The 19713-nt window shown below is 73.5% G+C and carries 16 protein-coding genes; 1 reads left to right on the top strand and 15 read right to left on the bottom strand.

From position 1 onward, the window contains the following. Positions 1-12: 12 nt before the first annotated feature. The 4 genes from ACFU9A_RS17165 to ACFU9A_RS17180 form a co-directional block, all read right to left on the bottom strand. Positions 13-924: a carbohydrate ABC transporter permease gene (locus tag ACFU9A_RS17165; RefSeq protein ID WP_430576512.1), complete on the bottom strand. Its 912-nt coding sequence runs from the start codon at positions 922-924 to the stop codon at positions 13-15. Next, the gene (locus tag ACFU9A_RS17170) at positions 924-1859 is read right to left on the bottom strand and encodes a carbohydrate ABC transporter permease (protein ID WP_430576513.1); all 936 of its coding nucleotides are present in this window, start codon (positions 1857-1859) and stop codon (positions 924-926) included. Before ACFU9A_RS17170 ends, ACFU9A_RS17165 begins: the two co-directional genes overlap by 1 nt. Positions 1860-1863: 4 nt before the next feature. Then, a complete protein-coding gene (locus ACFU9A_RS17175; RefSeq protein ID WP_430576514.1) occupies positions 1864-3222 on the bottom strand; it encodes an ABC transporter substrate-binding protein in 1359 nt (452 codons plus the stop codon). A gap of 148 nt (positions 3223-3370) precedes the next feature. Further along, positions 3371-4618 (bottom strand): ROK family transcriptional regulator, encoded by a 1248-nt coding sequence (locus tag ACFU9A_RS17180; protein WP_430576515.1) that lies wholly within the window; start codon positions 4616-4618, stop codon positions 3371-3373. 136 nt (positions 4619-4754) lie between these two features. Between ACFU9A_RS17180 and ACFU9A_RS17185 the strand changes: the two genes are divergently transcribed. Beyond that, entirely contained in the window at positions 4755-5738 is a 984-nt protein-coding gene (locus tag ACFU9A_RS17185; RefSeq protein WP_430576516.1) for an acetylxylan esterase, read from the top strand. Positions 5739-5760: 22 nt separating this feature from the next. Here ACFU9A_RS17185 and ACFU9A_RS17190 read toward each other — a convergent pair whose 3' ends face one another. The 11 genes from ACFU9A_RS17190 to kduI all read right to left on the bottom strand — a co-directional run bounded on the left by ACFU9A_RS17190 (position 5761) and on the right by kduI (position 19706). Then, the gene (locus ACFU9A_RS17190; RefSeq protein WP_430576517.1) at positions 5761-6705 is read right to left on the bottom strand and encodes a 4-(cytidine 5'-diphospho)-2-C-methyl-D-erythritol kinase; all 945 of its coding nucleotides are present in this window, start codon (positions 6703-6705) and stop codon (positions 5761-5763) included. Then, the gene (gene rsmA / locus ACFU9A_RS17195; RefSeq protein WP_430576518.1) at positions 6702-7574 is read right to left on the bottom strand and encodes a 16S rRNA (adenine(1518)-N(6)/adenine(1519)-N(6))-dimethyltransferase RsmA; all 873 of its coding nucleotides are present in this window, start codon (positions 7572-7574) and stop codon (positions 6702-6704) included. The genes ACFU9A_RS17190 and rsmA overlap by 4 nt, the downstream gene beginning before the upstream one ends. Positions 7575-7630: 56 nt before the next feature. Further along, positions 7631-9010, bottom strand: coding sequence for a G5 domain-containing protein (locus ACFU9A_RS17200; protein ID WP_430576519.1), 1380 nt, complete (start codon positions 9008-9010; stop codon positions 7631-7633). A 363-nt stretch (positions 9011-9373) separates the two neighbouring features. After that, complete coding sequence (locus ACFU9A_RS17205; RefSeq protein WP_430576520.1) at positions 9374-10690, bottom strand: transglycosylase family protein; 1317 nt, start codon at positions 10688-10690, stop codon at positions 9374-9376. 187 nt (positions 10691-10877) lie between these two features. After that, positions 10878-12095, bottom strand: a complete 1218-nt coding sequence (locus ACFU9A_RS17210) for a ubiquitin-like domain-containing protein (RefSeq protein ID WP_430576521.1) — start codon at positions 12093-12095, stop codon at positions 10878-10880. A 50-nt stretch (positions 12096-12145) separates the two neighbouring features. Then, complete coding sequence (locus ACFU9A_RS17215; protein ID WP_430576522.1) at positions 12146-13060, bottom strand: TatD family hydrolase; 915 nt, start codon at positions 13058-13060, stop codon at positions 12146-12148. Between the two features lie 2 nt (positions 13061-13062). Next, a complete protein-coding gene (gene metG, locus ACFU9A_RS17220; RefSeq protein ID WP_430576523.1) occupies positions 13063-14682 on the bottom strand; it encodes a methionine--tRNA ligase in 1620 nt (539 codons plus the stop codon). Between the two features lie 38 nt (positions 14683-14720). Continuing rightward, complete coding sequence (gene metG / locus ACFU9A_RS17225; RefSeq protein ID WP_430576524.1) at positions 14721-16505, bottom strand: methionine--tRNA ligase; 1785 nt, start codon at positions 16503-16505, stop codon at positions 14721-14723. Between the two features lie 60 nt (positions 16506-16565). Continuing rightward, a complete protein-coding gene (locus tag ACFU9A_RS17230; protein WP_430576525.1) occupies positions 16566-17816 on the bottom strand; it encodes a PQQ-dependent sugar dehydrogenase in 1251 nt (416 codons plus the stop codon). A gap of 313 nt (positions 17817-18129) precedes the next feature. Further along, entirely contained in the window at positions 18130-18891 is a 762-nt protein-coding gene (locus ACFU9A_RS17235) for an SDR family oxidoreductase (RefSeq protein ID WP_430576526.1), read from the bottom strand. Further along, entirely contained in the window at positions 18888-19706 is an 819-nt protein-coding gene (kduI, locus tag ACFU9A_RS17240; protein ID WP_430576527.1) for a 5-dehydro-4-deoxy-D-glucuronate isomerase, read from the bottom strand. Before kduI ends, ACFU9A_RS17235 begins: the two co-directional genes overlap by 4 nt. Positions 19707-19713: the final 7 nt, after the last annotated feature.

Here is a 19713-nt window from a genome sequence, read left to right on the forward strand (position 1 = left end):
GGGAGGGCGGAGTCAGCCCTTGACCGCTCCGGCGAGCGCGAACGACGAGCCGGAGAGCCGCGAGACGAGCACGTAGAGCGCGACCGCGGGGATGGAGTAGAGCATCGAGTAGGCCGCGAGCTGGCCGTAGGCCACGGACCCGTACTGGCCGAAGAACGCGAAGATGCTCACGGCGGCCGGCTGCTTCTCGGGGGTCAGCAGCAGCACGAAGGGGACGAAGAAGTTCCCCCACGCCTGGATGAACACGAAGATGAACACGACGGCGATGCCCGGGCGCATGAGCGGCAGCACGATGGTCCGCAGCGTGGTCATGGCCGACGCGCCGTCGGTCCACGCCGCCTCCTCGAGGGAGATCGGCACGGAGTCCATGAAGTTCTTCGTCATCCAGATCGCCATCGGCAGGGACGTCGCGGCCATGAAGAACGTGGTGCCCGGCAGCGAGTCGAGCAGGTTGAGCCGCACGAACAGCGAGTAGACCGGCACCATCATCGCCGTGATGGGGAGGCACGTGCCGAACAGGACGGCGTACATGAACGGCTTGTTGAACCGCATCCGGTAGCGCGACAGCGGGTACGCCGCCAGCACGGACGCGACCACGGTGATGAGGCCGGTCCCGGCGGACAGGAGGAACGCGTTCCACAACGGCCGCCAGGTCTGCTCGGGGGTCATCACGGCGGTGAAGTTCTCGAGGGTGAACGTCTCCGGCAGCCCGACGGCGAGCGTGGCGCTCGCGTCGAGCGACGCCAGCACGATCCAGCCGAGGGGCAGCAGGAAGCAGAGCCCGACGACGACGAGCACGGCGTTCGACAGCGCGCGGGCGGCGCGCGGACCGGGCGCGGCGACGGACGGCGCGGCCTTGCGTCGGGCCGGCGGCGCGGCCGCGAGGGCGGCGTCCGGTGCGGGCGCGGGGGCGGTCCGGGCCATCAGTCGACCTCCGGCTTCAGGCTGCGGATGTACACGACGGAGAAGACGGCGCCGATCACCAGCATCACGGTGGCGATCGCCGTGCCGTAGCCGACCTGGGCGAACTTGAACGCCTCCTGGTAGGCGAGGATCGGCAGCGTCGAGCTGTCGGTGCCGGGGCCGCCGCCCGTCATCACGTAGATGAGGGTGAACACGGACAGCGTCTGCAACGTCGTGAGCATGAGGTTGGTCGAGATGCTGCGGCGGATCGTGGGCAGCGTGACCCACACGAGCCGCTGCACGGCGTTCGCGCCGTCGACCGTCGCCGCCTCCGTGATCTCGGGCGGCACCTCCGCGATGGCGGCCGAGTAGACCATCATCGAGAACGCGGTGCCGCGCCAGACGTTGGCGAGGATGACGGCCAGCATCGGGTAGTCGAACAGCCAGTCCGGCCCGGTGATCCCGACGCCCGCCAGCAGCGAGTTCAGGGTGCCGTCGGCGTGGAAGAAGGCATAGGCCGCGAAGGCGGCGACGATCTCGGGCAGCACCCACGCCGTCACGACCAGCGTCGAGACGACCGCCCGCACGGGCTTGAGCGCGGACCGCATGAGCATCGCGAGCCCGAGCCCGGCGAGGTTCTGCCCGACCACGGCGGACGCGATGACGAAGAGCACCGTGAGCCACAGCGCCTTCGGGAAGTCCGGGTCGCCGAGCAGCTGGACGTAGTTGCCGAGCCCCACCCACTCGGGGTTCGCGGCGTTCGGGCCGGTGAGCGCCGCGTTCGTGAACGAGCCGTAGAACGACCAGACGACCGGCCCGAGCATGAACAGGGCGAGCAGGACGACGGCGGGGAGCAGCGGGACGAGGCGGCCGGCGGTGCGGCGCACCGGGGTGCGCCGCACCGCCCGCGGCCCCGCTCCCGGCGCCGCGGCGGGCGCGGGGGCGAGTGCGGTCACGTCGTCAGCCGTTCGTCGTGTTCTCTTCGCCGACCTGGGCGACGACGGCCTTGTCGTAGACGGCGGCCGCCTCCTCGGGCGACTGCTGGCCGGTCATCACCGACTCCATCGCGACCTGGATCGCGTTGGAGACCTGCGCGTAGTCGGAGGTGGCGGGCCGGAAGTTCGTCACGCCGACGAGGTCGGAGAAGAACGGCACCGTCGGGTTGGCCTCGGAGTAGGAGGGCTCCTCGGCGACGTCGGTGCGCACCGCGATCTGGCTGTTGTCGATCGCGAACCGCAGCGAGTTCTCCTTGTCGAGGGAGTGCGTGAGGACGTCGAACGCGACGTCGGGGTTCTTGGACCCGGCGCCGATCGCCATCGTCCAGCCGCCCGACATGCTGACCGCGCCGGGCGCCTGCCCCTCCTGGGTCGGCATCGCGGCGGTGCCCATGACGTCGGTCCACTCGGGCCAGGGCGCCGTGCCCTCCTCGAGCCAGGTGCCGGGCATCCACGAGCCGTCGAGGGAGATGCCGAGCTTGCCCTTCGGCAGCCACTCCGCGGAGACGGTGTTGCCGACGTTCGGGTCGAGCGCCTGCTGCGGCGTCGGGGCCAGGCCCTCGGTGTAGATCGTCTTGATGAAGTCGAGCGAGTCGACGAACTCCTGCGACCCGACGACCCACTTCTTGGAGTCGGTGTCGTAGAGCGTCCCGCCCGTGCCGTACAGCAGCATCTCGAAGCCCTGCATCGTGGAGCCCTCGCCCATCGGCTTGCCCGAGTAGACGTTGAGGGGGATGACGTCCGGCTCGGCCTTCTTGATGGCGCGCGCGGCCTCGAGGAGCTCGTCCCAGCTCTTGGGCGCCCAGTCGTCGGGCAGCCCGGCCTTGGCGAGCACGTCCTTGTTGAACCACAGGCCGCGGGTGTCGGTGCCCATCGGGACGCCGTACGTCTTGCCGTCGTCGCCGAGGCCGGCCTGCTTGGCCTGGTCCACGAACTGGCCCCAGTCGTCCCAGTCGGCGAGGTAGTCGTCCATCGGCAGCAGGTAGCCCGCCTCGACGTCCGACTTGATCATGAACGTGTCCTCGTACATGAGGTCGGGCGCGGTGGCCGGCGCCCGGTTCATCAGCGCGAGCTTGGTGAAGTAGTCGTTCTGGCTGGCCTCGATCGGCACCAGCTCGATGGTGACGTCGGGGTTCGCCTTCTCGTACTCCGCCTTGACGTCCTTGAACAGCTCGTCGGCCTGCGTGAAGTTGCCGAACTTCTGGTACGCGATCTTGATCGTCGCGTCGCCGTCGCCGCCGTCGGCCCCCGAGCCGCAGGCTCCGAGGGCGAGGACCAGTGCCGTGACCGCGGTGCCCGCGGCGAGGGGTCGTGCCAGTCGCATGGTGCTCCTTTGCCCACATGAGTGGCCCGACGACGCCGGGCCGGCTGACGCGATTAACTCAAGCGAATTGAGTTAATGCTGTCAAGGGCATCCCGGTGCCCGGCGGGCGTGTCGTCGCGCGTGTCGGCGGGGTCGGGTCGGGTCGCGGCTAGGAGCGGACCGCGGCGCCGGGCGGCGACGCCTCGACGAGACCCGAGGGGCGGGGTGTGAAGAGGCCGTCCAGCACCAGGCTGGCCGCTCCGACGGCGCCCACGTGGTCGCCGACCGCGGAGCCCAGCACCTCGACGGGGTGCACCTCGCGCAGCGTCGACTGCAGGGTCAGCTCGCGCCGCACCTCCGGCAGGTAGTGCGGGGCCAGGCGGGCCCACGCCGGGCCGCCGAACACCACCACGCCCGCGTCCACGAGGTCGGCCACCACGGTGATCCCGCGGGCCACGCGCCGCGCGGACACCTCGAGGATCCGCGTCGCCAGCGCGTCGCCGTCGCCCGCGAGCCGGCACAGCGTGGTGAGGGCGGCGTCGAGCTCCCAGGGCGACGACGCGGGAGTGTCCGGCGGCAGCACGCCGCCCGCGACGGCCTCGGCGACGAGCGTCGCGGGCGCCGCGGAGACGCCGATGCACCCCCGGTTGCCGCAGTCGCAGAGCGGCCCGTCGCTGTCGACCACGAGGTGGCCCACCTCGCCGGCGTTGCGCGACGTGCCCGAGAGCAGCTCGCCGTCGTGCGCCACCGCGACGGCCACGCCGAAGCCCGAGTAGAAGAACAGGGACGTGCCGCGCAGCATCCGGTTGCCGCGCCACAGCTCCGCCACCATCGCCGCCGAGACGTCCTTGCCGAGCACGACGTCGAAGCCCGTCGCGGCGGCCAGCAGGTCGCGCACCGGCACCTCGCCCCAGCCGTCCAGCAGTGGCGGCCGGAGCACCGTGCCGGCGTCCAGGTCCACCGGGCCGGGGGCGGCGACGCCCAGGCCGAGCACCGCCGCGGGGTCCACGCCCGCGCGCCGGAGCATCGCGTCCGTCGCCTCCGCGACCGACGCCGCCACGGCCTCCGGCCCCGCCGGCGTCGGCTCCACGACCTTCTCCACGGTGCGGCCGTCGAGGTCGACGAGCACCGACGTCACGACCACCGGGTCGATGTGGGTGCCCAGCGCGTACGCGCCCCGCGGGTCGAGGTAGAGCATCGTGCGCGGCTTGCCGCGTCCCGCGGACCGCCGCTCCCCCTCGACGACGTACCCGTGCGCGATGAGCCGCGCCACGATGTTCGACACCGCCTGCAGGGACAGCCCCGTCCCCGCAGCGAGCTCGCTGCGGCTCGACCCGTCCGGCGCCCGCCGCACCTGGTCGAGCACCACCATCTGGTTGAAGTCGCCCACCCGGGGCAGGTTCGTCCCGCGACGCACCGTGTCCTCACCTCGTCCGTCCGATGTGGTTGAAGCGTAGACGTCCGGCGCGGGCAAACGTTCTCCGTGGCCACCCCCCGGCCCGCTACAGTGCAGCCCGACACCGCAGTGCCGCAGGAAGTCCCGGAGGAACCCGATGGCGCAGTTCGACCTGCCCGTGCCCGAGCTCGAGGCGTACGTCCCCCCGATCGACGAGCCCGCCGACTTCGACGAGTTCTGGTCCCGCACCCTCGTCGAGAGCCGCGCGCACGACGACGCCCCCGTGCTCGAGCGCGCGGACACCGGGCTCACGGAGCTCGTCGTCGACGACGTGACCTTCCCCGGGTTCGGCGGCCAGCCCGTCAAGGCGTGGCTGACGCGGCCAGCCCGCGCCGACGGCCCGCTGCCGACCGTCGTCGAGTTCGTGGGGTACGGCGGCGGCCGCGGGCTGGCGCACGACCACCTCGCCCTCGCCGCGGCGGGGTACGCGCACCTCGTCATGGACACCCGCGGCCAGGGCTCCGGCTGGGGCCACGGCGGCGACACCCCCGACCCGGTGGGCAGCGGCCCCGCCTCCCCCGGCTTCATGACCCGCGGCGTGCTCGACCCGCGCGACCACTACTACCGCCGCGTCTTCACCGACGGCGTGCGGGCCGTCGACGCGGTGCGCCGCGTCGAGGGCGTCGACCCCGGACGCGTCGCCGTCATGGGCACCAGCCAGGGCGGCGGCATCGCGATCGCCGTCGCCGGCCTCGTGCCGGACCTCGCCGCCGCCGTCCCGAACGTGCCGTTCCTGTGCCACTACCGCCGGGCCGTGCAGATCTCCGACGCGTTCCCCTACGCCGAGATCACCCAGTACCTGTCCGTGCACCGCGAGCACGAGGACGCCGTCTGGCGCACGTTCTCCTACCTGGACGGCGTCTCGTTCGCCCGCCGCGCCCGGGCGGCCGGCCTGTTCTCCACGGCGCTGCGCGACGACGTCTGCCCGCCGTCCACCGTCTACGCCGCGTACAACCAGTGGGGCGCGCTGGGCGACACGGCCCCCGAGAAGGCGATCGACGTCTACCCCTACAACCGCCACGAGGGCGGCCAGGGCTACCGCTTCGCCCCGACGCTCTCCTGGCTGGGCAAGCACCTCTGACGGACGCCGCTCGGCAGCGGGGTCAGGGCAGCAGGCGGGCGCCGTGCGCGGGGCCGGACGTGCACCACACGGCGTCGGCGGCGTTCTCGGCGGTCCACGACGCGGCGACGGCGAGCGCGTGCTGGCGCGACCGGGCCAGCGCGGCGACGGTCGGCCCGGAGCCGGACACGAACGCGCCGAGCGCCCCGGCCTCGCGCGCGACGGCGAGGGTGCGCTCCAGCTCGGGGCGCAGCGACAGCGCGGCGGGCTCGAGGTCGTTGTGCAGGGCGGCGCCGAGGGCGTGCGCGTCGCCGGCGCGCAGCGCCTGCATCAGGCCGGTGTCCGCCTCGATCGCAGGGTCGTCCGGCGTCCGGCCGGCCCCGGACGCCAGCTCGTCGAACCGGCCGTACACGGCGGGCGTCGACAGGCCCTCCGCCTGCGTGGCGAACACCCAGTGGAACTCGCCGCGGGTCATCGCGGGCGTCAGGAGGTGGCCGCGCCCCGTGCCGACGGCGGTGTGCCCCAGCAGGGAGAACGGGACGTCGGACCCGAGGTCCGCGGCGAGCTCGGTCAGGTCGTCGCGGCTCAGCCCCGTCTGCCACAGGGCGTCGCAGGCGACGAGCGTCGCGGCGGCGTCGGCCGAGCCGCCCGCCATGCCGCCGGCCACCGGGACGCCCTTGGCGAGGTGCAGCGCGACGTCGGGCGCCGTCCCCACCTGCCGGGCCAGCGCCTCGGCCGCCCGCCACGCGAGGTTCGACGCGTCCACCGGGACCTGGTCCGCCTGCGGGCCCTCCACGGTGATCGTCACGCCGGCGCCCTCGGGCACCTGGGTGGCGGTCACCTCCTCGTAGAGGGCCACGGCCTGGAAGATGGTGGCCAGCGGGTGGTAGCCGTCCTCCTGCACCGGCCCGACGCGCAGCGACAGGTTCACCTTCCCGGGCGCGCGGACGCGGACCGACGGCGAGGGCGCGGCGGCGAGGTGGGTCACGCCTCTACCGTCCCAGCAGCGACGGGAAGCTGCTCGGCGATGCGCGCGAAGTCGGCGACGTCGAGCCGCTCGCCCCGCAGCCCGGGGTCGACGCCGGCGGCGCGCAGGGCCTCCTCGGCCGCGGCCCCGGAACCGAACGTGCCCGACAGCGCGGCACGCAGCGTCTTGCGCCGCTGCGCGAAGGCGGCGTCGACGACGGCGAACACCTGCTCGCGCGTCGCGGTCGTGGCGGGCGGGTCGCGCCGCTCCAGCCACACGAGCGCGGAGTCCACGTTGGGCTCGGGCCAGAACACGTGCCGGCTGACGTTGAGCGACCGGCGCGTGTCGGCGTACCAGGCGGCCTTCACGGACGGCACGCCGTAGGTGCGCGACCCGGGCCCGGCGGCGAGCCGGTCGGCCACCTCGGCCTGCACCATGACGAGCACGCGCTCCAGGCTCGGGAACCGCTGCAGGAAGGTGAGCAGCACCGGCACGGCGACGTTGTACGGGAGGTTCGCGACGAGGGCCGTGGGCGGCTCGCCGGGCAGCTCCGTGACGTCGAGGGCGTCCGCGGGCACCACCTCGAAGTCCGCCTCGGGGGCGTGCCTGCGCACGGTCTCGGTGATCTGGCCCGCCAGCACCCGGTCGATCTCGACCGCGACGACCGACGCGCCGGCCTCGAGCAGGCCCAGGGTCAGCGACCCCAGGCCGGGCCCGATCTCGACGACCCGCTCCCCCGGCCGCAGGCCGGCGGCGCGGACGATCTTGCGCACCGTGCCGCCGTCGTGGACGAAGTTCTGCCCGAGCGTCTTGGTGGGGCGCACACCGAGGCGCCCCGCCAGCTCGCGGATCTCCGCAGGGCCGAGCAGGGCGCCAGGGGTGTTGGTCATGGGGGCGAGTCTATTCGTCGGCCCGCGCCGGGCCGCTCAGGGACTCGGGTGCCGGCTCAGTACCAGCCGACCGACTGCGAGTGGCCCCACGCGCCGCACGGCGTGCCGTACACGTCGGCGATGTAGCCCAGGCCCCACTCGATCTGGGTGGCCGGGTTCGTGCGCCAGTCGGCGCCGGCGGACGCCATCTTCGAGCCGGGCAGCGACTGCGGGATGCCGAAGGCTCCGGACGACGGGTTGGCCGCCGAGGCGTTCCAGCCCGACTCCTTGGTCCACAGGGACTCGAGGCACGTCCACTGCGAGCCGCTCCAGCCGCGCGCGGCGGCCATCTGCTGGCCGATCGACCGCGTGGAGCCCGAGTAGGTCGGCGTCGCCGCCTTCTCCGGCTTCGGCTCGGGGCGCGCCTTGGTGCCCTTCACGAGGACGCGGGTCACGGGCTTGCTGGTGACCTTGTTCGACACCTTGGTCCTCTTCACGACCTTGCCGTCGATCGTCGTGACCTTCTGGACGATCGTGCGCTCGCCGTCCTTGCCCTTCGTCGCGACCTTGGCGTCGAGGTCGGAGTACCGGGAGGACGACTTCTTGGTCGTCGTGTCGTGCGCGATCGCCTTGGTGGTCGTGACCTTCTTGGTCTCGACGCGCTGGACGACGACGGCCACCTGCGGCGCGGCGGGGGTCTCCGCCGCGGCCTGCTCGACCGTCGCGCCGGCCGTGCCGGCCTTCTCGTCGGCCTGGTCGGCAGCCTTGTCGGCCTGCTTCTTCTCCTGCTTGGCCACCGCGGTGGCGACGTCCTTCTTCACGTCCGGGTTCGCGGTGTCGGTCACCTGCACGCGGTCCCTGTCGCCGAGCTCGACCTCGGCCTGGTCGAGCACGCCCGCGACGTCGTCGGCGCCCGCCACGACGTCCGTGGTGCCGTCGTGCACCACGGCCACCTGGCCGTCGGTGTCGACGTCCACGGGCAGCGTGGCCCGGTCGCCCGAGCGGGACGCGACGAGGCGCACGTCGTCGCCGCGCGCGCCGAGGGTGTCGAGCGCCTCCGTGGCGTCGAGCGCGGTGACCCAGACGTCGTCCTGCTCGCCGTCCACCTGCAGCGTCAGCTGCTTGCCCGTGCGGACGACGACGTCGGCGCCGTCCTCGAGGTCGGCGCCGGCGGCGGGAGTCACGAGGTCGCGGTCGTCGACCGTCACACCCTGCGAACCGAGCAGGTCGTCGACGGAGCCGGAGTAGGAGGTCACGGTGCGCACGTCGCCGTCCACGTCGAGCGTGACGGTCTTGCGGGCGTCCGCGTAGGCGACGGCGCCACCGGCGACCGCGACCGCGGCGGCGGTCGCGGCGGCCACGAAGGGCCAGCGGCGGCGGGAGCGGGTCGTGCCGGTCGCCGTCGGGTCGTCGGCCGGCACGGCAGGCGTGGGTGAGGTCAGGGGGGTGCGGGTCACGAGAGTCCAGTCGTCGTGCTGTCCGGGCACGGTCGTCGGCGGCGGGCCTCGACGACCCGTCACACACCGGGGCGGCGCGCGGCGCCTCGCTCCCGGCCTCTGCACCCTGGGGCGCCGAGCTCCGACCCACCGATCCGGCGGTCCACCCGATGCGGCACATACACCTGAAGGGTGCGGCTCGCATGCGGGACACCCGACCGTAACCGAATCGTGATGCCGAACCTAATCCTGAGGGCCCGTCGTGACGGACTCCACGGCCTCCCCACGTCCCCGACACATGCCCCGACGAACCGCCCGGACGCGCGACCGCCCGGGCCGGCGATGCCGGTCCGGGCGGTCGTTCCGCAGGTCTGGCGGGTCAGGTCAGAGCAGGCCGAGCTTGGCCGCGCAGCCGGGCCACTGGCCCCAGCCCGACTGGGCCTGGAGCTTCTGGGCGAGCCGGGTCTGCTCGGCGGCCGAGTTCTCCGACGGGAGGCCGGAGCCGCCCATCGCGTGCCAGGTCTGCGCCGAGAACTGGTACAGCCCGTAGTAGCCGTTGCCGGTGTTCGTGGCCGGGTTGCCGCCGGACTCGCACTGGGCGAGCTGGGCCCACACGCCGGCAGGCGCGGAACCGAGGTCCTTGCCGCCGGACGTCGAGCCGCTCGACGAGGAGGACGAGGACGACGAGGAGGACGACGAGGAGGTGCTCGACGTCTTCTTCGGGGCGGGGTCGGGCTTCGGCTCGGGGCGCGCCTTGGTGCCCTTGACGACGACCTCCGTGACCGGCTTGGTCGTCACCTTGTCCGAGAGCTTCTTCTTCGCGACGACCTTGCCGTCGACGGTGGTCACGCGGTAGGTGAGGGTGCGCTGGCCGTCCTTGCCCGCCTGGGTGACCTTGCTGCCCAGGTCGGCGTAGCGGTCGGCGTCCGTCTCCGTGCGCGACTTGTGGTCGACCGCGACCTTCTTGGCGACCTTCTTGGTCTCGACGCGCTCGATGACGATGCGCACCGCGGGGTCGCCGTCGGCCTTGGCGGCCTGGCTCTCGACGAAGACGTGGTCGTCCTTGTCGACGGTGAGGCCGAGGCCCTGGAGGATCGCGTCGAGGCCGACGGAGCCGTCGCCGACCACCGTGGTGGTGCCGTCGGCGACCACGGCGACCGGCTGGTCGGCGTCGAGCTGCAGGGGCAGCGACGCGCGGTCGCCGGAACGGGAGGCGACGAGGGAGACGTCGGACCCGCGCGCGTCGAGGCCGCGGAGCGCCTCCTCGGCGTCGAGCGCGGTGACCCACACGTCGTCCTGCTCGCCGTCGACGTCGACCTTGAGCTCGTGGCCGGTGCGCACGACGACCTGTGCGCCGTCCCGCAGCGCGGCATCGGTGCCGGGGGTGACGGAGTCACGCTCGCCGACGTCGACGCCCTGGGCGTCGAGCAGGCCGGCGACGGAGCCGGAGAAGGTCTGGACGGTCTGCGTCTCGCCGTCGATGTCGAGAGTCACGTTCTTGCGTGCGTTCTCGTAGGCGGTGGCCGCGCCACCGGCGATGACGAGGGCGCCTGCCGCGAGGCCCGCGATCAGCGGGAGGCGACGGCGACGGGTCGCGGTCGTGGTGCCGGAGCCGGACGCCTCGGGCGTCGACTCGGCCGAGGGATGGGGAGTCTCGTTCGAGGAGTTCACACAGGTCCAGTCGTCGTGCGATCCGGCCACGACGTCGGGCCTCCCGACTGGCTGTCGGGACCGAGGTCGATCCGGTGGCTCCGAAGACCGTAACCGGATCGTGACTATCGGCCAAGCCCGGATGTGCTACGGATGCCCGCGTCTGTCCCCCGCTGTCCGAAAAGTCGTGACGGACGGCGTGACCCGACTCACAGGCGGGCGGTCACCGGGCGAGCGATCAGTACCAGCCCACCGACATCGAGTGGCTCCACGCCCCGCACGGGGTGCCGTACCGCCCGGCGATGTAGCCCAGGCCCCACTCGATCTGCGTCGACGGGTTGGTGCGCCAGTCCGCGCCGGCGGACGCCATCTTGGTACCGGGCAGCGCCTGCGGGATGCCGTAGGCCCCGCTGGACGGGTTCTCGGCGTTCCAGCGCCAGCCCGACTCCTTGGTCCACAGCTTCTCGAGGCAGACGTACTGGTCGCTGCCCCAGCCCCGCTCGGCCGCCATCGCCTTGCCGATCGCCTTCGCCGAGCCCGGGTCCGGGTTCGCCGACGAGACGTCGAGCGTGCCCACGACGACCACCTCGGTCACGGGCTCGCGCGTCACCTTGCGGTCCAGCACCGTGCGCTGCACCTCGGCGCCGTCGAGCGTGCGCACCTCGTAGGTGGTGACGCGCTCGCCCGGGACGCCCGAGGTGCGGACCACCTCGTAGCCCTGGGGCAGCTCGGCGGACTCGACGCGCTCCGTCTCGAACGGGACGACCTCGGTGACCCGGTCGGCGTCGGTGTTCCCGCGGCTGACCATCACGACCATGCCGTCCACGGCCGCCGCGCCGAGCGGCACCGAGGTGCGGTCCTGCTCGCCGAGGGTGATGCCCGCGGTCGACAGCACGTCGCGGACCGTGGCCTGCGACGTGCGGATCGGCAGCACGAGGCCGTCGACCGCCACCTGCACGGTCTTCATCGTCGAGACACGGACGGGCGCGCGGTCCAGCGGGGTGGTGCGCGACGCGGACGTCACCGCCTCGTCGCCGCGCGGGCCCAGCGCCGCCAGCAGCTCGCCCACCGTGTGCGCCGTCGTCGGGAAGGTCGTGACCTCGCCGTCGATCTCCACGGTCACGTCGCGGCTGGAGCGCACCACGACCTCGCCGCCGTTCCTGGCGGCCGACGTCACCGCCGGCTGGACCAGGTCGTCCGGGCCCGGGGTGATGTGGTGCGAGCGCAGCACCTCGGCGACCGTGGTGCCGTAGGCGTCGACGGTCGCGACCCGGCCGTCGTAGTCGATCGTCACGGACTTGTGCGCGTGCGCGACGACCGCGGTGCTGCCCACCAGCGCGACCACGACGGCGCCGTGCACGACGTGCCGCGCGGGGCCCGTCAGCGCCCCGCGGCGCGGGGTCGACCGACCGGCCGCCGACCCGTCCGACGTCCGCTTCGCCCTCGATCTCCGCACGAGCACCAGACCGTAACGGAACCGTGACCTGGGGGGAAGTCCCCTCCCGCTCACCACGCGCCGTAGACGCGCTCGGACGTGTCCGACACGGCCCGGCAGACCTCGTCCAGCGGGCGCTCCAGCACCTCGGCCATCGCCCGCACGGTGTGCGCCGCGACGTAGGGGGCGTTCGGCTGGCCGCGGTACGGGTGCGGGGGCAGGTACGGCGCGTCCGTCTCGACCAGCACCAGGTCCAGCGGCACCGTGCGCAGCGCGGCCCGCAGGTGGTCGTTGCGCGGGTAGGTGACCGGGCCGGCGAACGACAGGTACCAGCCGTGCTCCGCCGCCAGGGCGGCCATCTCCTCGTCGCCGGAGTAGCAGTGGAACACCGTGCGCTCGGGCGCCCCGTCGGCCAGCAGCACGTCGATCACCTGGGCGTGCGCGTCCCGGTCGTGGATCTGCAGCGCCAGGCCGAGCTCCTTCGCCAGGGCGACGTGCGCACGGAACGCCTCGCGCTGCACGGCCTCGCCCTGCGGGCCGGTGCGGAACAGGTCCATCCCCGTCTCCCCGATCGCGCGCACGCGGTCGTGCGACCGCGCCACCTCCGCCACGCGGGCGAGCGCGTCGTCGAGGGGCACGGCGTGGTGCGCGGCCGGGTCGGGGTCCAGCCCGTCCGGGCCGACCTCCCGCACGCCGGCGTGCAGCACCGCCTCGTTGGGGTGGATCGCCACGGCGGCGAGCACGCCGGGGTGGCCCGCACCGAGCAGGTCGACGGTCCAGTCGATGCCGGGCAGGTCGCAGCCCACCTGCACGACCCGGTCCACGCCGGCCGCCGCCGCGCGGGCGAGGTGCTCGGCGACGCCCGGCGACGGGACGTCGTCCGGAAGCACGCCCGCGATCGCGTCGAGGTGCGTGTGGTTGTCCGCGACCGGGACGGGCAGGGGCTCCGGGTCCGCCGGGAACCCGCGCTCGCGCTTGCGCCCCACGGTCAGGCGTCGTCGGCGAGGCGCGGGAAGAGCGCGGCGCCCTTCGTCACGACGGCGCCCGCGGGCAGGGCCCCGAAGGACGCCGCGCTCGCGACCGGCTGCGCGTCGAGCGCACCCAGCGCGGGCTCGGCCCCGAGCGCCTCCCACAGCGCCTGGGCGGCCTTCGGCGTCACCGGGTTGAGGAGCACCGCGAGCGAGCGCAGCGCCTCGGCAGCCGTCACGAGGGACGTCGCGAGGCGGCCCCCGTCGACGCCGCGGCCGTCCTCGTCGGTCTCGCCCTCGGCCTTCGCGACCTTCCAGGGCTGCGTCTCGGTGAGGTAGACGTTCGTCGCGTCGACCAGCGTCCAGGCGGCACCGACGGCGTCGTGGATCGCCAGCCGGTCGATGGCGTCCTCGGCGTCGCCCACGGCCTTCGCGGCGACGGCCTCGAGGTTCGTCTCCAGGTCGGTGGCCGGCCCCGGCGTCGGCAGCGTGCCGCCGAAGTACTTGCCGATCATCGCGGCCGTGCGCGACGCGAGGTTGCCGAACCCGTTGGCCAGCTCGCCGTGGTAGCGCGCGACCATGTCCTCCCAGGAGAACGAGCCGTCGCCGCCGAACGCGATGGTCCGCATGAAGTAGTAGCGGAACGCGTCCGAGCCGAACGTGTCGATGATGTCGGCGGGCGCGATGCCGGTCAGGCGCGACTTGCTCATCTTCTCGCCGCCCACGAGCAGCCAGCCGTGCGCGAACACGCGCCTCGGCAGCGGCAGCCCGGCCGCCATGAGCATCGCCGGCCAGATGACGGCGTGGAACCGCAGGATGTCCTTGCCGACCAGGTGGACGTCGGCGGGCCACGTCCGCGCGAACTTCTCCTGCGCGGCCTCGTCGTCCGAGCCGTAGCCGACGGCGGTGGCGTAGTTGAGCAGCGCGTCGAACCACACGTACAGCACGTGCTTGTCGTCCCACGGGATCGGGATGCCCCAGTCGAACGTGGACCGCGAGATCGACAGGTCCTGCAGGCCCTGCTTGACGAAGCCGATGACCTCGTTGCGGGCGCTGGCGGGCTGCACGAACTCGGGGTGGTCCTCGTAGAGCGCGAGGAGCCGGTCCGCGTAGGCGCTCATGCGGAAGAAGTAGTTCTCCTCCGCGAGCATCTCCACCGGCTTGAGGTGGATGGGGCACAGCTTCTGGCCCTCGAGCTCACCGGTGCCGTCCACCAGGTCGCCCGGGAGCTTGTACTCCTCGCAGCCCACGCAGTACGGGCCCTCGTACGAGCCGGAGTAGATCTCGCCCTTGTCGTACAGGTCCTGCAGGAACGTCTGTACCGCGGTCTCGTGCCGCTCCTGCGTGGTGCGGATGAAGTCGTCGTTGCGCACGTCGAGCGTCTGCAGCACGGGCTCCCACGCCGACTCGACGAGGCGGTCGGCCCACTCCTGGGGGCTGACGCCGTTCGCCTCGGCCGTGCGCAGCACCTTCTCGCCGTGCTCGTCCGTGCCGGTGAGGAACCAGACGTCCTCCTGGCGCTGGCGGTGCCAGCGGGTGACGACGTCGGCCGCGACCGTCGTGTACGCGTGCCCGATGTGGGGGGCGTCGTTGACGTAGTAGATCGGCGTCGTCAGGTAGAAGGTCGCGGGCTCCGGCATGGTGCCCATCGTAGTTGCGCCCCGGGGCCGCCCCGCGCTCAGGCCTTCTCGCGCAGACGCTCGAGCTCCTCCTCGACGATCGAGTCGTCGAGCTTGGTGAACACGGGGGTGGGCCTCCCGACCTCCGTGCCCGGTACGACGGCGCGCGACTCCCACGCCGGGAAGGCGTAGTCGCCCGTGATCACCGGATAGGTGCGCGAGTCGTCGTCGAGGTCGGTGACCTCGTCGATGCGCGGCTGGGGCGCGAACGTCCCGGTGCCGCCGAACGTCTCGTGCACCTGCTGCGCCGAGTGCGGCAGGAACGGGCTGAGCAGCGTGTTGCAGTCGCTCACGGCCTGCGTGACCGTGTGCAGCACCGTGGCGAGGCGGTCGGGGTCCGTCTTGAGCTTCCACGGCTCGGTCTCGGACACGTACCGGTTGACGTCGCCGACGACGCGCATGGCCTCGGCGATCGCCGCCCGCTGGCGGTTGGACCCGATGAGCCCGCCCACGGTGCCGAACGCCTTGCCCGTCGTCTCGAGGACGGCGCGGTCGACGTCGGACCGCTCGCCCGGGGTCGGGACCTGCCCGAAGTTCTTGTGCACCATGCTCGCCGTGCGGTTCACGAGGTTGCCCCAGCCCGCGACGAGCTCGTCGTTGGTGCGCCGCAGGAAGCTGTCCCACGTGAAGTCGACGTCCTGGCTCTCCGGGCCGGCTGCCGCCACGTAGTAGCGGAACGCGTCCGGCTGGTAGCGGGCCAGCATGTCGCGCACGTAGATGACCACGCCGCGCGAGCTCGAGAACTTCTGGCCCTCCACGTTGAGGAACTCCGAGCTGACCACCTCGGTGGGCAGCTGCAGCGTCCCGTACGGGCCGGGCGCGCCGCCGCGGGAGCCGCGCCCGTCGTAGGCGAGCAGCTCCGCCGGCCAGATCTGGGAGTGGAACGTGATGTTGTCCTTGCCCATGAAGTAGAACGAGCGGGCCGTCTCCTCGGTCCAGAACGCGCGCCACGCCTCCGGGTCGCCGGTGCGGCGCGCCCACTCGATCGACGCGGACAGGTACCCGATGACGGCGTCGAACCACACGTACAGCCGCTTGGTCGGGTTCTGCTCCCAACCCTCGAGCGGCACCGGGATGCCCCAGTCGATGTCGCGCGTCATGGCGCGCGGGCGCACGTCGTCGAGCAGGTTGAGGCTGAAGTTCAGCACGTTGGGCCGCCACCCGGTGCGGGTGCGCAGCCAGTCGCCCAGCGCGTCGGCTAGGGCCGGCAGGTCGAGGAAGAAGTGGTCCGACTCGACGAACTTCGGCGTCTCGCCGTTGATGCGGCTGCGGGGGTTGATCAGGTCGATCGGGTCGAGCTGGTTGCCGCAGTTGTCGCACTGGTCGCCCCGCGCGCCGTCGTACCCGCAGATGGGGCACGTGCCCTCGATGAAGCGGTCGGGCAGCGTGCGGCCCGTGGACGGGGAGATCGCGCCCATCGTGGTCTTCTCGACCATGTAGCCGTTCTTGTGGACCGTGCGGAACATCTCCTGCACGACGGCGTAGTGGTTGCGCGTCGTGGTGCGGGTGAACAGGTCGTAGGACAGCCCGAGCGACGTGAGGTCCTCGACGATGACGCGGTTGTAGCGGTCCGCGAGCTGCTGCGGGGTGACCCCCTCCTGCTCCGCCTGCACGAGGATCGGCGTCCCGTGCTCGTCGGTGCCGGACACCATCAGCACGTCGTGACCCGCCATCCGCATGTGCCGGCTGAAGACGTCGGAGGGAACGCCGAACCCGGCGACATGGCCGATGTGCCGCGGGCCGTTGGCGTAGGGCCAGGCCACGGCGGACAGGATGTGGGTCACGACCGCGATTCTAGGGGCCGGTCCCCCGCGCGTCCGGGGCGTCCCGCACCGCGGTCCGCGTCACCGGAGGGTGACGCGGACCAGCCGGTCGTCGCCGTCGCGCGGCGCGCCGCGGCCGTCGGTGTTGTTGGTCAGCACCCACAGCCCGTCCGCGTCGCTGCCGCCGGGGACGACGGGCGCGACGTTGCGCAGCCGCCCCAGCTCGCCGACGAGCAGCGCCTGCGCCGCCCCGAGCGGTCGGACGCTCCCGTCGGCGTCGACCCCCTCGCTCGCGCCCTTCTCGTCCGCGCCCGAGGCCGTGCTCCCGAGCGGCACCCGCCAGAGCCGTTCGCCGCGCAGCCCCGCGAGGTAGACGGCGTCGTCGGTCACCGCGAGGCCCGACGGCGACGCGTCCGCCGTGGACCACCAGGCGACGGGGGTGACGGTGCCGGCCACGGCCCCCTCCTGGCCCTCGGTCCCGGGGCCCTCGACGTCGGGCCACCCGTAGTTGCCGCCCGGCTCGATCACGTTGAGCTCGTCCCAGGTGTTCTGCCCGAACTCGCTCGCGAACATCCGCCCCGACGCCTCCCACCCCAGGCCCTGGACGTTGCGGTGCCCGAGCGTCCAGACCGGGGACGCGGGGTCGGGGTTCCCCGGGGCCGGGTCGCCGTCCGTCGTGACGCGCAGGATCTTGCCGCCCAGCGACCCCGGGTCCTGCGACGCGGCGCCGTCCCCCGCGTCGCCCGTGCCGACGAACAGGAACCCGTCCGGCCCGAAGGCCAGGCCGCCGCCGTCGTGGTGCCCGGCGCGGGGGATGCCGTCGAGAACGGTCGTGAGCGGGCCGAGCGTGGTCCCCTCCAGCGTGCCGCGCAGCACCGCGTTGTCGTCGGCGCCGGTGCGGTAGACGAACACGTCGCCCGACGCGGGGTCGCGGGCCACGCCCAGCAGCCCGCCCTCGCCGTCGGGCGTGGTCTGGGCGACGAGCGTGTCGGCCCCCGGGCCGGTGACCTCGGTCGTCGTCCCCGCGTCGGGGTCGACGACGACGAGCCGGGCGGCGTCCCGCAGGCTGATCAGCAGGGTCCCGTCCGGCAGGGGCGCGAGGCCCCACGGCACGTCGAGGTCGTCGACGACGGTCTCGACCGTGGCCCCGGGCGTGGAGGTCGCCGAGGCGCCGGGCGCGGTGGGGTTCTCGGCGGGACCGAGGGACGCCGACGTCCTCGACGCCTCGGGCGGCCCGCCGTCGGCCGTCGTGCCGCACCCGGTGAGCGCCAGGAGCACGACGGCTGCCGCCGCGCCCCGGCGGACGGCGGAGGTGCGGTGGCGTGAGTCCATGACCCCATCCTCCCGCCCGGGACGCTCGGGCGTCGGTCGACACGTGGTCGACCGTCGGTCGAAGTTCTGGCACCCTGTGGTCAAGGCAGCACCAAGCCCGGAGTACCGCCGAGCCCGGAGGTCGTGATGAGCATCGTCAGTACCGTGTCGAGCTGGTTCCGTCGCGAGGAACGCGGGGCGGAGCCCGACCGCCCCCGCGACCTCCCCCGTCTCCCTGCGGCCCCCGAGGCCGTCCTCGACGCACGACCGGCGTCCGGGACGATGTGCGTCGAGCCGCTGCGGCCCTCGGGGTCGGCCTCCTTCCCGTACTGACCTACCGCGCGAGCCAGCCGCCGTCGACGGGGAGCACGACGCCGTGCACGTAGTCGGCGGCGGGCGACGCGAGGAACACCACGGCGCCCCCGACGTCCTCGGCCCGCCCCCAGCGCCCCGCCGGGATGCGGTCGAGCAGCTGCGCGGAGCGGTCGGGGTCGTCCCGCAGGGCCTGCGTGTTGTCCGTGGCGACGTACCCGGGCGCGACGGCGTTGACGTTGACGCCACGCGGGGCCCACTCGTTGGCGAGCGCGCGGGTGAGGCCCGCGACGCCCGACTTCGCGGCCGCGTAGCCCGGCACGTTCACCCCGCCCTGGAAGCTCAGCAGCGAGGCGGTGAAGACGACCTTCCCGCCGCCTCGCTCCAGCATGGGGCGCGCGACGACCTGCGTGAGCGCGAACTGGCTCGACAGGTCCACCTGCAGCACCTCGTCCCAGTCGGCGAGCGGGTGCTCGGCCGCAGGGGCACGGCGGATGGTGCCCGCGTTGTTCACCAGGACGTCCACGGGCCCGGACGCGACGAGCGCCTCGCCGAGGGCGAGCACCGCCCCGCGGTCGGCGAAGTCGCACGCGTGCACCGTGCACCGCCGGCCGTGCGCGGCCACGCGGCGCTCCACCTCGCTCGTGCCCGGACGCAGGCTCGTGCCCACGGCGTCGACGTCCGCCCCGGCCGCCGCCAGCGCGTCCGCGACCGCGAGGCCGATGCCGCGGCTCGCACCCGTGACGACGGCGCGACGGCCGGTGAGGTCGAACGGGCCCGTCACCGGAGCCCCGCGATCCCGACCGGGTCCATGTCGGCGTAGTCCTGGTTCTCGCCCGCCATCGCCCAGACGAACGAGTACGCACGGGTGCCGACGCCCAGGTGCACCGACCAGCCCGGGCTGACGACGACGTCGCCGTCCGCCAGCACGATCGACCGGGTGCCGTCGGGCGGGCCGGCGAGGTGCACGACGCGGTCCTCCTCGCCGAGGCCCGTGTAGAGGTACACCTCGGTGCGCCGCGCGTGCGTGTGCGGCGGCATGGTGTTCCAGACGCTGCCCGGCTCCAGCGTGGTGATGCCGAGCACGAGGTTGGCCGAGCGGACCCCGTCGGCGTGCACGTACCTCCGCACGGTGCGCACGTTGGCGCTCTCCTGCTCGCCGAGCCGGGCGCCGTCGGCCTCGTCGCGGCGGGCCACGGCGTCCGGGTGCGCGGCGTGCGCGGGCGCGGACACGAGGTAGACGCGCCCCTCCCCGGCGACGGCGACCTCGCGGTCGTCGCCCGCGCCGACGTACAGGACGTCCAGCGCGGCCACGACGTGGTCGACGCCGTCCACGGTCACCGTCACGGCGCCGTCGAGGGGGACGACGGCGAGCTCCCGGCGCGCGAGCAGGGAGGGGGCGTGGAGCTCGGGCGGCGCGACGAGCACCACCGCCTCGGGGCCGGCCACGAGGCCGCCCAGCAGCATCCGGTCGTCCGCCGCGAGCGCCCAGGTCGGCGTCGGGGACGGGAACAGTCCGTCCGCGAGGAAGCGCCCGCGGAGCTCGTCGGTGGTCAGGCGGGCGAAGTCGTCGGGATGGGTCGACGGCAGAAGTCGCACGGGAGGC

The sequence above is a fragment of the Isoptericola sp. NPDC057653 genome (assembly GCF_042799955.1).
In the GTDB taxonomy this organism is placed as follows: domain Bacteria; phylum Actinomycetota; class Actinomycetes; order Actinomycetales; family Cellulomonadaceae; genus Isoptericola.

Bases quoted from the DNA above. Each gene is read 5' to 3' on its own strand.
- ACFU9A_RS17165 (WP_430576512.1), bottom strand. From the start codon at position 924: ATGGCCCGGACCGCCCCCGCGCCCGCACCGGACGCCGCCCTCGCGGCC.
- ACFU9A_RS17175 (WP_430576514.1), bottom strand. From the start codon at position 3,222: ATGCGACTGGCACGACCCCTCGCCGCGGGCACCGCGGTCACGGCACTG.
- ACFU9A_RS17185 (WP_430576516.1), top strand. From the start codon at position 4,755: ATGGCGCAGTTCGACCTGCCCGTGCCCGAGCTCGAGGCGTACGTCCCC.
- rsmA (WP_430576518.1), bottom strand. From the start codon at position 7,574: ATGACCAACACCCCTGGCGCCCTGCTCGGCCCTGCGGAGATCCGCGAG.
- metG (WP_430576523.1), bottom strand. From the start codon at position 14,682: ATGCCGGAGCCCGCGACCTTCTACCTGACGACGCCGATCTACTACGTC.
- ACFU9A_RS17230 (WP_430576525.1), bottom strand. From the start codon at position 17,816: ATGGACTCACGCCACCGCACCTCCGCCGTCCGCCGGGGCGCGGCGGCA.